Source organism: Pseudoalteromonas sp. FUC4, assembly GCF_008370255.1.
GTDB lineage: Bacteria > Pseudomonadota > Gammaproteobacteria > Enterobacterales > Alteromonadaceae > Pseudoalteromonas.
Genome location: NZ_SEUI01000007.1, coordinates 77,098 through 89,240 on the forward strand (window position 1 = coordinate 77,098; position 12,143 = coordinate 89,240).

Consider the following 12,143-nt stretch of genomic DNA (forward strand, 5'->3'; position numbering starts at 1 on the left):
ACTTATTTAAACTGCCAATCGTATAGTTGAATTTTAATTTTTATTTGTTGGTGCTTTAACGTTAGTTTAGTAGGTAACCAGTAACCAGCGTTTTGTATATAAGTACCATAATCTATTTGCCATTTTTTGCCTGTATTATCAAACCACAATACTTGCTTTGCACGCCCAAGCTCATCAACAATTAAACTTTCATCGTTAATAGTGCCTTTGAGCCAGTTATCGGCATTATCAACCGGTAGTGTAAAACCCGTTAATCTTTTTAAAAGCTCTGCAGCGTTAGTATCAAAGTATTGTTCACCGTCAAACTCTAATTCAGCACCGTTAGCTGTTTGTTTAAGCGACAAAATACGAGTACCAATAAAAGTAGTCAGTATTAAATTATTAGAATTTGTTGTTTGCTGCCAATTTAAGTTTGCAGATTGACGCTCTTGTGGGCTAATAAATGCTAGTTTACCTTCTACTTGCCAAGTTTTTTGAGCAGCTAAACGTGGTTTCCAATCATCATAAAGTGTTGTTTTTGTATCAATTTGATGAGCACAGCCACCTAAAAACAAAAAAAACATGAATAAAATTAAATATTGTCGAATCAAATGTTGTTCCTTACTTTCCATATTCCGCTGATTTTTGGTAAAATTACTGCCTTTGAAGTAGGGCTCAGCAATATTTGGCAAATATGACCATAATAGCACTAGGTATAAATCACAAAACCGCATCCGTAGAATTACGTGAAAAAGTGGCTTTTTCGCCTGAGCAAATTTCAGAGGCGTTGCAACAATTAAGTGGCCATGCCGACTTTAATGAAGCGGTTATTGTGTCTACCTGCAATCGAACCGAGATCTATTGTAGCCTCGCTCAGCAAAATTCCCAAACACTGTTGAGCTGGCTTGCCAGTTTCCATGGTTTGGATGAACATGAACTGAGCAAAAATATTTATTGCTACGAAGATAACGATGCTATTAATCACTTAATGCGCGTGGCGTGTGGGTTGGATTCTTTAGTGTTGGGTGAACCGCAAATTCTGGGGCAAATAAAGCAATCGTTTTTTAGTGCTAAAAACCACGATGCAGTAGGTGTTACGTTTGATAGGTTGTTTCAAAAAACATTTTCGGTAGCGAAACAAGTTAGAACTGAAACCGATATTGGCGCAAGTGCGGTATCGGTTGCGTTTGCTGCAGTCAACTTGGCAAAGCATATTTATGGCAAACTTGATAAGACCAATGTGTTATTAATTGGCGCAGGTGAAACCATTGAATTGGTTGCTAAACATTTATACCAAAATGAGCCTCAAAATATCACTGTTGCAAATAGAACTATTGAGCGAGCTCGTAATTTAGCTGACGAAGTGTCGGCAGATGTGATTGCTTTGGCGCAATTGCCTGAGCGTTTGCATAAAGCCGATATAGTGATTAGTTCTACAGCCAGCACTCTGCCTATTATTGGTAAAGGGGTGGTTGAGCAGGCGCTAAAGCAGCGACGTCACAAACCTATGCTATTTATAGATATAGCGGTTCCGCGTGATATAGAAAGCCAAGTTGGGGAGCTAGATGCTGCCTATTTATATTCCGTTGATGACTTACAAACCATTGTAAGCGAGAATATGGCAGCGCGCGAGCAAGCTGCACAGCAAGCGCAAATAATTATTACTGAACGCACCAAAGAATTTGCAATGTGGATGCGTTCACTCGATTCGGTAGATTTAATCCGCCATTATCGAAACGATGTACAAACAATTAAGTCTGAACTTGTAGAGCGTGCTGTTAGTCAGCTAAATACAGGTAAAGATGCAGAAAAAATTATATTAGAGCTCGCCAATAAATTAACCAATCGCTTAATGCACGCGCCTACCCGTGCAATACAAGATGCAGCGAAAAAAGGTGAAGTGGCGCAGCTAAACCAGTTGAAAAAAATGTTAGGTATTGATCAGGAATAACCGTTAAATGAAAGAGTCTGTTTATAATAAATTAGAAACCTTAGTAGAGCGTTACGAAGAAGTACAAGCGCTGCTAAGCGACCCGTCGGTCATTAGTGATCAAAACCGTTTTCGTGCGCTTTCAAAAGAGTATTCTGAGCTTGAAGAGATTGTAAAAACGTTTTTAAACTATAAAGAAACGCAAGACGATTTAGCCAGTGCAGAAGAAATGCTTAAAGATTCTGACCCTGAAATGCGTGAAATGGCGCAAGAAGAATATAAAGAAGCAAAAGCACAAATACTAGTGATTGAAGATCAAATTCAAGTATTAATGTTGCCAAAAGATCCGAGAGATAACAACAACGTGTTTGTTGAGGTACGTGCAGGGACGGGCGGCGATGAAGCGGCTATCTTTGCTGGTGATTTATTCCGTATGTACAGCCGCTACGCAGAAAATAAAAAATGGAAAGTAGAAGTTGTAAGCACCAATGAAGGTGAGCATGGCGGTTACAAAGAAGTTATTGCCAATATTAGTGGTGAAGGCGTTTACGGCCAATTAAAGTTTGAATCAGGCGTACACCGCGTACAGCGTGTGCCTGAGACTGAATCACAAGGTCGTGTTCATACCTCAGCCTGTACTGTTGCTGTTATGGCAGAAGTACCGGAAGCTGAAGCGATACAAATTAATACAGCCGATTTAAAAGTTGATACATTTCGCGCATCAGGCGCAGGTGGTCAGCACGTAAATAAAACTGATTCTGCTATTCGACTTACACATATACCTACCGGTGTTGTGGTTGAGTGTCAGGATCAGCGTTCGCAGCATAAAAACCGCGCTAAAGCGATGTCAGTACTTGCAGCTCGACTGCAACAAGCTGAAGATGAAAAACGCCATGCGGCAGAAGCTTCTGAACGTCGTGACTTGGTAGGTAGTGGCGATCGTTCTGAGCGTATTCGTACTTATAACTACCCGCAAGGTCGTATTACCGATCACCGTATTAACTTAACACTTTATCGTTTAAACGAAGTGGTAGCCGGTGATTTAAGTGCGATTATTGACCCATTAATGCAAGAGCATCAAGCTGACTTACTTGCGGCCATGGGCGACGAGTAATTGTGGCTCACACTCTTGAACAAGCAATTGCTGCAGGTGCTGATTTATTAGCATCTAGCAGCGAAAGTGCTAAATTAGATGCACAAGTTTTACTCCTTCATATTCTTCAAAAACCTCACAGTTACCTTTTTACTTGGCCAGAACATGCGCTTAGTGATGAGCAACAATCGCAATTTAATGTATTTATTCAAAGACGTTTAAAAGGTGAACCCGTAGCCCATATAACTGGACTGCGTGAATTTTGGAGCTTATCGCTTGAAGTTAACTCAATGACCCTAATACCTCGACCAGATACCGAAACGTTAGTAGAACAAGCACTTGAAGTGGCTGTATCTACGACAGCTAGAGTACTTGATTTAGGCACAGGTACTGGTGCAATTGCGTTAGCACTGGGCAGTGAAATGCCTAACTGGCAAATTACGGCTGTAGATAGAGTAAGCGATGCTGTTGCACTTGCTACACGTAATCAGCAGCGATTGGCGATTAATAACGTGCACGTTAAACAAAGTAACTGGTTTAGTGAGTTGCATGGCGAAAAATTCAATTTAATTGTCACTAACCCTCCTTATATAGAAAGTAGCGATATACATTTAAATCAGGGTGATGTGCGCTTTGAGCCTTTGTCGGCCTTAGTGGCTGATGATTGCGGAATGTCTGATATTAAACAAATAATTACACAATCACGTGACTATTTGTTATCTAATGGCTATCTTTTAATAGAACACGGTTTTGAGCAAGGTGCAGCTGTTCGTCATTTCTTTGAAAAAATGGCGTTTGTTAATATTAAAACAGTGAAAGACCTTGGTAATAATGACCGTGTAACACTTGCACAGTGGCCCTAAAGAATAATAATTGCTTACTAGTGCGTTAAATAATGCCATGAAGGAATTTCGACTATGATGGGTGATTTTTTATTTTCAGATGAGCCAGAAGAGACAATCGATGAGATTGAGCACGGTACCTGGAAAGTATTAATTGTTGATGACGAACCTGAAGTTCATGCTGTTACAAAACTAGCGTTGAGTGATTTTGAGTTTCAAAATAAACGCTTAGAATTTATCAGTGCTTATTCGGGTGCTGAAGCCAAAGAGCTCATAAAAGAGCATCCAGATGCAGCAATTGTGCTACTTGATGTAGTAATGGAAACCGATGATGCCGGTTTGCAAGTTGCGAAGTTTATTCGCGAAGAGGCTAAAAATAATCATATACGGATTATTTTAAGAACAGGGCAGCCTGGACAGGCTCCTGAGCGCCAAGTAATTATTAATTATGACATTAACGATTACAAATCAAAGACAGAGCTGACCGCTCAAAAACTATTTACTGTAATTATGTCGAGCTTACGCTCGTACCGCGATATTATTTCAATAGAGCAGTCACGTGAAGGGCTTGAAAAAATAATTATAGCGTCTCGCGATATATTCTCAGCTCATTCAATAGAAAACTTTATTGAAGGCGTTATGCAGCAATTAACATCCTTATTAGGTATTGCTGATCAAGCCATGTATGCAACTACTTTAGTTGCGCAAAATCCTGAAACACAAAATAATAAAAAATTAATTGTTTGCTCGGGTACCGGTGACTTTGAAAAAAGTGAAGGTAAAGAGCTCGATGAGGTATTACAAGCTGAACAGTTAAGTGCATGTCATCAGGCGCTTAATGAAAAAAGTATTATTTATAAAGATAACTACTTATTCGCGTATTGTAGCAGTGAGTACAATCATAATTCGATGCTATTTATATCAGGTATTCCAAGGGATTTAACGGATACTCAGCGTCATTTAATTAAGATTTTCTCTCAAAACGTGCAACTCGCATTTGAAAATGTACAACTTCAGTCTGAAATAGAAGCAACTCAACAAGAGCTTGTATATAGGTTAAGTGAAGCCGTTGAGCAGCGCTCAACCGAGACGGGTAATCATGTTAAGCGTGTAGCACATATTTGTCATATTTTAGCGCAGGGCTATGGTTTATCTAAGCATGATGCTGATTTAGTGAGGTTGGCGTCGCCTCTTCATGATGTAGGTAAAGTGGGCATTCCGGATGCGGTATTAAACAAGCCTGCAAAGTTAGACGCCCAAGAGTGGGAAGTGATGAAAACCCATACTGATAAAGGCTATACTATTTTAAAAGATTCGCCGCACGAAATTGTCAGTGCAGGTGCCATTATTGCAAAAGAGCATCACGAAAAGTGGGATGGTTCTGGGTATCCTCAAGGCTTAAAAGGTGAAAGCATTAATGTTTTTGGTCGAATAGTTGCTTTAGCTGACGTATATGATGCACTTAGACATAAACGCTGTTATAAAGAGCCTTGGACACTACAAAATGTGGTAGACGAAATTAACACGCAAAAAGGGACTCATTTTGAGCCTAAACTTGTAGATGTTTTTAACGAGAAACTTGATGAATTAGAAACGGTATTAAGCCGTTTTCCAGACTAAAATATTTTTAATAGAAGTTTAGGGGCATATGGATTATTTAGCAGTAAAGCACTCACACATGGCGATTGCGATGTTAAGTGTGATTTTATTTTATGTTCGCGCATTTTCGCGAATGGGTAGTGGTAAATTAGCGAAAAATAAAGTGGTAATGATTGGCAGTCACAGCATAGATACGTTGTTGTTAGTGTCCGCACTTACGCTTATATTTATGGCAAAAATAAACCCGTTTGAACAATATTGGCTATTAGAAAAAATAGTATTAGTGGTTATATATATTGGCATTGGGGCTAAAAGCGCCAGACAAACTAAAATGGCGGCTAAAGTTGCTTACGTTTTAGTTAACACTGCTGTTATTTTAGCGATAGGTTATTTAGCGACGTCTAAATCAACTTTTTTGCTTTAAGTAATATCTGACTATTTGAGCTTTATAGTTGTTTTGTAAAGCTCAAATACAACTCCCTCTTATAAAACATTCAAAAATACCTCTATATTGGTATATAGCTTTAAAGTTAGGTAAACTACGCCTTCGTTTTCTAAAATGTTGCAGTATTAATGACTACCCTCGGGTTTGATGAACACGATGAATCTTATCTTGATGATGCTTACGATGAATTTACGCCTCCAGCGATTTATCGCTGTATTAAAGCAGAATCAAAATGGGACCCTCAGATAGATTTAACACCATGTTATGAAACTTTAACTGACTTTGAGCAGCAAATTTCAGCGCTGTGTTTAAAAGTGAGTGATGAGCACGATCGCCTCGAAAAATTATTAGATATGTTTTACAGTGGTTGGCTATTTAGTGCATCAGGTTTAAAAGTGCCTGAATATAAATTAAATACATTAAGCTATACGCTTTCTATGCGCAGTGGTTCACCTACAACACTGGCAATTATACTTTGTCATTTTTTACAACAAGCTAACTGTGACGCGAATCTTAGTCTTACCCAAGGTGATGTTGGCGTACATGTGGCGATTAGTGACGAAGAAGGCTACATAATAGAGCCAAGCAGTGGACAACAAAGTTGGTATATTATCCCTGAAAACGCAGATGAAGATGATGGTCAAGAGCAAGAGCCACTAGAACTGATTTTTGATGACGAAGTATATAAGTTATTTTTAGCTCAGCAAAAATGGTCTTTCATTAGCGAAAACAAATTTGGTCATGCTTTAACCTGTGTAGAGATGCTAATGGAGTTAATAGGCGACGACCCGTATGAGAGACGCGACAGAGGTTACTTATTAAATCAGCTCGGTTGCCCTAAAATGGCACGTGATGATTTACAGTTTTTTATAGATGAGTGTCCGGACGATCCTGCAATAGAGATAATTCAGCACCAAATAGAAGAACTAGAAGATAATAATAAAACACACCATTAAGAATAGGAATAACTATGGCTGACACCCACACTGCATTAATTACAAATGATGCTGTTGTACTTGGTTTACTTGCTATAATTTTGGGGTTTATATTTAAAACCTCAAGTAGTGAAAACCCAAAACTAAAAGCATTTTACAAATACGTACCGGCATTACTGCTGTGTTACTTTCTACCTTCGCTATTAAATACCTTTGGTATTGTAGATGGCCATAGCTCAAACGTTTATTACGTTGCATCACGCTACTTATTACCAGCGTGTTTAATATTACTCACTATTAGTATTGATTTAAAAGCAATTTTAAATCTAGGTCCTAAAGCACTTATTATGTTTTTAGTGGGCACACTCGGTATTGTAATCGGTGGGCCGCTATCTATTTTGGTCGTGAGTGTATTTAATCCTGATTTAGTGGGCGGTCACGGCCCTGAAGCAGTTTGGCGCGGTATGACGACTGTTGCTGGCAGTTGGATTGGCGGTGGCGCCAACCAAGCCTCAATGAAAGAGATGTTTGAAGTAGGCGGCGATATATTTTCAGTTATGGTAACTGTAGATGTAATTGTGGCAAATATTTGGATGGCTGTTTTGTTATTAATGGCAGCTAATCATAAAAAAATTGATGCTGCTACTGGTGCCGATACGACAGCGATTGAAGATCTAAAAAACCGCGTTGAAAAGTACCATGCAGAACATGCGCGTATGCCAACTCTTAATGACTATATGACCATTATTGCAATTGCATTTGGTATTACTGGTTTGGCCCATTTTTGCGCTGACTTTTTAGGGCCGTTTTTCGAAAATAACTATGCCTGGGCTAAAGAGTACAGTTTAAACAGTAAGTTCTTTTGGTTAATTGTTATTTCAACCACTATTGGTATTAGTTTGTCATTTACTAAAGTAAGACAAATTGAAGCCTTTGGTGCATCAAAAGTAGCTTCAAGTTTTTTATATATTTTAGTTGCCTCAATTGGTTTACACATGAACGTAACCGCTATATTTAGTAACCCAGGGTTATTTTTGATTGGTGGTATATGGATGCTAACCCATGCAAGCTTAATGCTTATTGTGGCAAAGTTAATTAAAGCGCCTTTATTTTATATGGCAGTAGGTTCACAAGCTAATGTGGGCGGTGCTGCATCTGCCCCTGTCGTTGCATCAGCGTTTCATCCGTCGCTTGCACCGGTTGGTGTATTGCTTGCGGTACTTGGCTATGGTGTGGGTACTTACATGGCTTATATTTGTGGATTAATGATGCAAGCAGTTGCACCTTAAGGAATTTAAATGAAAGACCAAATTATTAAAATTAATGAAATTGAACTGGCAAATGATAAACCATTTGTACTGTTTGGTGGTATTAATGTATTAGAATCTCGCGACTTAGCTATGCGTGTTGCAGAGCATTACGTAGAGGTAACGACTAAATTAAATATTCCTTATGTATTTAAAGCGTCATTTGATAAGGCTAACCGTTCTTCAATCAATTCGTACCGTGGCCCTGGTATGGAAGAAGGTTTAAAAATATTCGAAGAGATTAAAAATACGTTTAATATTCCGCTTATTACTGACGTACATGAACCACATCAAGCAGCACCTGTGGCTGAAGTAGTTGATGTTATTCAGTTACCTGCTTTTTTAGCACGTCAAACCGACTTAGTTGTAGCAATGGCTAAAACAGGTGCGATTATTAATGTGAAAAAACCGCAGTTTTTAGCGCCACATGAAATGCGTCATATCATTACTAAATTTAATGAAGCTGGTAATAACAACGTAGCCCTTTGTGAACGTGGCTCTAGTTTTGGTTACAACAACCTTGTGGTTGATATGTTGGGTATGGATGACATGAAAGCAATGGCACCTGTTATTTTTGATGCAACACATGCGCTACAACGCCCTGGTGGACGAGCTGACTCTGCTGACGGTCGTCGTGCACAAGCTGCAGAGCTTGCGCGCAGCGGTATGGCATTGGGTATTGCTGGTTTATTTATCGAAGCGCATCCAAATCCTAACGAAGCTAAATGTGATGGCCCATGTGCGCTAGCGCTTAGTAAGTTAGAAGGCTACTTAACGCAAATGAAAGCGGTTGATGATTTAATTAAAAGCTTTGCCCCACTTGATACAAGTGCAAGCGATTTATAATTAAGCATAATGTTTATTAAAAAGCGACTCAGGTCGCTTTTTTTATGCCTTTAATATACACAAACTTATATGATGTATATAATCTCACGCATAAGAAAAACTAATTCTAAGCTTGGTTATTATGTCAAGACGAGTACCTCCATTAAACGCATTAAAAGCCTTTGAAGCGGCTGCGCGCCATTTAAGTTTTACAAAAGCAGCAGAAGAGCTTTATGTAACGCAGGCGGCAGTAAGTCATCAAATAAAAACACTTGAAGAGCATTTAGGTTTGAAGCTGTTTTTACGTAAAAACCGCTCTTTATTATTAACTGAAGAAGGCCAAGGCTATTTTTTAGATATTAAAGAGATTTTTACTCAGCTTATTGATGCAACAGAAAAGCTATTAGCTCGTGGCGCTAAGGGCTCCCTAACGGTAAGCCTAACCCCAAGTTTTGCTATTCAGTGGTTAGTGCCTCGTTTGAGTTTGTTTAATGAGTTACATCCAGAGATAGATGTGCGAATAAAAGCACAAGACCAAGATGAAAACTCACTCACTGATGACGTAGATATTGCTATTTATTATGGAAGGGGTCATTGGAGTGGCGTACAAGCGTACAAGCTTCATACCGAATATTTAGTACCACTTTGTAGTCCTATGTTATTAAGCGGGTTAAAGCCGCTTGATCAACCTAGTGATTTAGCGCATCACACACTATTACACGACACTACACGTAAAAACTGGAAAACGTGGATGAAAACAGCAGGCGTGCGCAACGTCCAGGTAAATCAAGGGCCTATATTTAGCCACTCATCTATGGTTTTGCAAGCAGCGGTACATGGACAAGGTGTGGCAATTGGCAATAGTGTATTAGCTAAACCCGACATAGACGCAGGACGTTTGGTAATTCCGTTTAATCATAGCCTAGAGAGTAAAAATGCGTATTACTTAGTGCTTCGTGAGTCGCAAACAGAGCTTGGTAAAATAGTTTCGTTTAAAGAGTGGATGCTCAGCTTAGTAGAGCATGAGCAAGAACATGAGTATTAATAATGATTGAATGGTTTAAAAGCACGGAGCAACCTGCAATAGCACAGTTTATATTTGCACATGGCGCAGGTGCTGGTAGCGATTCTGACTTTATGCAGCACATGGCAAAATTAATAAGCGCGCAGGGGGTTGATGTTGGTTTATTTGATTTTGAATATATGAAAATCGCTAAACAAACTAATAAACGCAGGCCTCCTGAGCGAGCACCAAAGCTAATTACTTATTATGAACAAGTGCTAACAAATGCGCAGCCAGATTTGCCGTTGTTTATAGGCGGTAAATCGATGGGTGGTCGCATGGCATCAATGCTTGCATGTAGTACAGAGCAAAGCCTTTCAGGTGTTATTGCATTTGGTTATCCATTTCATCCGCCGGGTAGGCCAGAAAAATTACGCACCGAACATTTTGCCGATATTGTTTGCCCTTTTTTGGTATTACAGGGCGAGCGAGATATATTTGGTACACGTGAAGAGCTTCTTACTATGAAAATGCCAAAACAGCCTTTGTTTACTTGGCTGAGTGATGGCGATCACTCATTAAAACCACGTAAAAAAAGTGGCGTAACTGAACAGCAAAATAGAGAAACAGCAGCGTTAAGTGCCGTTGAATTTATTAAGCAACAAATTGAGAAACGTTAAGACTCGAGCAGGGGGTTAGATGATTAAATTATTTTTAATGACCGGTAGTATTTTTTGTATGCTTTCAGTGATGTTAGGTGCATTTGCTGCCCATGGTTTAAAAAGTCGCTTGTCGGAGTATTCATTAGGCGTTTTTAAAACGGCTACTGAGTATCAAATGGTACATGGACTTGCACTTATTGCGGTGGCTATTTTAATTAAATGGGGGATAAATCTGAGCTGGGCTGGTGGCTTTTTTATAACGGGCACACTACTTTTTAGTGGTAGCTTATATTTACTCGCTCTAACAGGAATGAAGTGGCTTGGGCCTATAACACCGCTTGGTGGGTTGTGCTTTATTATTGGTTGGATTGTTATTTTAGTGCAAGTTGCACGATTTAAGTTTTAAAGAGTTTAAGGGTTAATATGTCTAGTGTTGTGATTTTTTGTCGTAGTGGTTTTGAAAACGATGCCGCTGCTGAAATAACGTTTCATGCTGCAGAGCAAGGTTTTGCTGGGTATGTAAAAGCAAAACCAAATACAGGTTATGTTGTTTACGAATGTTTTGAAGCGCATCACAGCGACGAAATAATCAAAAAAGTTGATTTTAAAAACATGGTGTTTGCACGTCAATGGTTTGCCGGCACATTACTTGAAAACATGCCAGTAGAGGACCGTGTAAGCGCAGTAGTTGAAGCTGCTAAAGATTTTACATTGTGCTCAGAACTGCGCGTTGAAACGCCAGACACAAACGAAGGCAAAGAGCTTTTAACGTTCTGTAAAAAAATCTCAACACCGCTTAAAAAAGCCCTCGAAAAACAAAATACTGTACTACGTGAGCTAAAAGCAAATCGCCCAGTAATGCATGTCATGTTTTTAACAAACAATACGGCTTATGTTGGTTACTCGTATAGCTTTAATAATTCTCCATTTTTCATGGGTATTTTGCGTCTTCGTATGCCAAGCGATGCACCGAGTCGTTCAACGTTAAAACTCGATGAAGCATTTAACGTATTTATACCTGAGCAACAACGCGAGTCACGCGTAGCTGCTGGTATGCGCAGTGTTGATTTAGGTGCATGCCCTGGTGGTTGGACTTATCAGCTTGTACGCCGTGGTATGTTTGTAAGTGCGATTGATAACGGCCCAATGAATGACGATTTAATGCAAACTGGGCAAGTTAAACATTTTAGAGCCGACGGTTTTAAATATCGCCCAGAAAAAAGAAATATTACTTGGTTAGTGTGCGATATGGTGGAAAAACCGACCAAAGTGACTACGCTAATGATTGATTGGGCGGTAAACGCATACGCAAAAGAGTTTATATTTAACTTAAAGCTGCCTATGAAAAAACGCTTTGATAGTGTTTATGAATGTCTTTCGATGATAAGAAAAGAGCTTGAGAAACAAGGTATCAATTACGAGTTGCAAGCTAAACATCTATATCATGATCGTGAGGAAATAACCGTTCATTTAAACGTTACTAAGGTGCCACAAAATTTGTATAGTTAATATGTAGAGGCTAA

The 12,143-nt window shown here is 39.2% G+C and carries 13 protein-coding genes; 12 read left to right on the forward strand and 1 reads right to left on the reverse strand.

What is annotated here, in order from left to right:
* Nucleotides 1-2: 2 nt before the first annotated feature.
* Nucleotides 3-590 carry a lipoprotein insertase outer membrane protein LolB gene (gene lolB / locus EU510_RS17765; RefSeq protein WP_149594566.1) on the reverse strand — a complete coding sequence of 196 codons (588 nt, stop codon included), beginning with the start codon at nt 588-590 and terminating at the stop codon, nt 3-5.
* 83 nt (nt 591-673) lie between these two features.
* Between lolB and hemA the strand changes: the two genes are divergently transcribed.
* From hemA to rlmM, 12 genes are all read left to right on the forward strand, one after another.
* Nucleotides 674-1,930: a glutamyl-tRNA reductase gene (hemA, locus tag EU510_RS17770; protein WP_175413900.1), complete on the forward strand. Its 1,257-nt coding sequence runs from the start codon at nt 674-676 to the stop codon at nt 1,928-1,930.
* 7 nt (nt 1,931-1,937) lie between these two features.
* Nucleotides 1,938-3,023 carry a peptide chain release factor 1 gene (gene prfA, locus EU510_RS17775; RefSeq protein WP_002958554.1) on the forward strand — a complete coding sequence of 362 codons (1,086 nt, stop codon included), beginning with the start codon at nt 1,938-1,940 and terminating at the stop codon, nt 3,021-3,023.
* 2 nt (nt 3,024-3,025) lie between these two features.
* Entirely contained in the window at nt 3,026-3,865 is an 840-nt protein-coding gene (gene prmC / locus EU510_RS17780) for a peptide chain release factor N(5)-glutamine methyltransferase (RefSeq protein ID WP_149594567.1), read from the forward strand.
* Between the two features lie 54 nt (nt 3,866-3,919).
* Nucleotides 3,920-5,464, forward strand: coding sequence for a response regulator (locus EU510_RS17785; RefSeq protein ID WP_188085438.1), 1,545 nt, complete (start codon nt 3,920-3,922; stop codon nt 5,462-5,464).
* A gap of 28 nt (nt 5,465-5,492) precedes the next feature.
* Complete coding sequence (locus EU510_RS17790) at nt 5,493-5,867, forward strand: SirB2 family protein (RefSeq protein ID WP_149594568.1); 375 nt, start codon at nt 5,493-5,495, stop codon at nt 5,865-5,867.
* 149 nt (nt 5,868-6,016) lie between these two features.
* Nucleotides 6,017-6,844, forward strand: coding sequence for a tetratricopeptide repeat protein (locus tag EU510_RS17795; RefSeq protein WP_149594569.1), 828 nt, complete (start codon nt 6,017-6,019; stop codon nt 6,842-6,844).
* A gap of 14 nt (nt 6,845-6,858) precedes the next feature.
* Nucleotides 6,859-8,112 (forward strand): DUF819 domain-containing protein, encoded by a 1,254-nt coding sequence (locus tag EU510_RS17800; RefSeq protein WP_149594570.1) that lies wholly within the window; start codon nt 6,859-6,861, stop codon nt 8,110-8,112.
* Between the two features lie 9 nt (nt 8,113-8,121).
* Nucleotides 8,122-8,976 carry a 3-deoxy-8-phosphooctulonate synthase gene (gene kdsA / locus EU510_RS17805; RefSeq protein ID WP_149594571.1) on the forward strand — a complete coding sequence of 285 codons (855 nt, stop codon included), beginning with the start codon at nt 8,122-8,124 and terminating at the stop codon, nt 8,974-8,976.
* A gap of 121 nt (nt 8,977-9,097) precedes the next feature.
* Nucleotides 9,098-10,000 (forward strand): transcriptional regulator GcvA, encoded by a 903-nt coding sequence (locus EU510_RS17810; protein ID WP_149594572.1) that lies wholly within the window; start codon nt 9,098-9,100, stop codon nt 9,998-10,000.
* A gap of 2 nt (nt 10,001-10,002) precedes the next feature.
* Nucleotides 10,003-10,638 carry an alpha/beta family hydrolase gene (locus EU510_RS17815; protein ID WP_149594573.1) on the forward strand — a complete coding sequence of 212 codons (636 nt, stop codon included), beginning with the start codon at nt 10,003-10,005 and terminating at the stop codon, nt 10,636-10,638.
* Nucleotides 10,639-10,657: 19 nt separating this feature from the next.
* Complete coding sequence (locus tag EU510_RS17820; RefSeq protein ID WP_188085439.1) at nt 10,658-11,026, forward strand: DUF423 domain-containing protein; 369 nt, start codon at nt 10,658-10,660, stop codon at nt 11,024-11,026.
* A gap of 17 nt (nt 11,027-11,043) precedes the next feature.
* A complete protein-coding gene (gene rlmM, locus EU510_RS17825) occupies nt 11,044-12,129 on the forward strand; it encodes a 23S rRNA (cytidine(2498)-2'-O)-methyltransferase RlmM (RefSeq protein WP_149594574.1) in 1,086 nt (361 codons plus the stop codon).
* Nucleotides 12,130-12,143: the final 14 nt, after the last annotated feature.

Excerpts from the sequence above, each read along its gene's own strand:
- EU510_RS17820 (WP_188085439.1), top strand. The coding sequence starts at position 10,658 with ATGATTAAATTATTTTTAATGACCGGTAGTATTTTTTGTATGCTTTCA.
- hemA (WP_175413900.1), top strand. The coding sequence starts at position 674 with ATGACCATAATAGCACTAGGTATAAATCACAAAACCGCATCCGTAGAA.
- kdsA (WP_149594571.1), top strand. The coding sequence starts at position 8,122 with ATGAAAGACCAAATTATTAAAATTAATGAAATTGAACTGGCAAATGAT.
- EU510_RS17790 (WP_149594568.1), top strand. The coding sequence starts at position 5,493 with ATGGATTATTTAGCAGTAAAGCACTCACACATGGCGATTGCGATGTTA.
- EU510_RS17795 (WP_149594569.1), top strand. The coding sequence starts at position 6,017 with ATGACTACCCTCGGGTTTGATGAACACGATGAATCTTATCTTGATGAT.
- EU510_RS17810 (WP_149594572.1), top strand. The coding sequence starts at position 9,098 with ATGTCAAGACGAGTACCTCCATTAAACGCATTAAAAGCCTTTGAAGCG.
- EU510_RS17800 (WP_149594570.1), top strand. The coding sequence starts at position 6,859 with ATGGCTGACACCCACACTGCATTAATTACAAATGATGCTGTTGTACTT.
- prfA (WP_002958554.1), top strand. The coding sequence starts at position 1,938 with ATGAAAGAGTCTGTTTATAATAAATTAGAAACCTTAGTAGAGCGTTAC.
- rlmM (WP_149594574.1), top strand. The coding sequence starts at position 11,044 with ATGTCTAGTGTTGTGATTTTTTGTCGTAGTGGTTTTGAAAACGATGCC.
- EU510_RS17815 (WP_149594573.1), top strand. The coding sequence starts at position 10,003 with ATGATTGAATGGTTTAAAAGCACGGAGCAACCTGCAATAGCACAGTTT.
- EU510_RS17785 (WP_188085438.1), top strand. The coding sequence starts at position 3,920 with ATGATGGGTGATTTTTTATTTTCAGATGAGCCAGAAGAGACAATCGAT.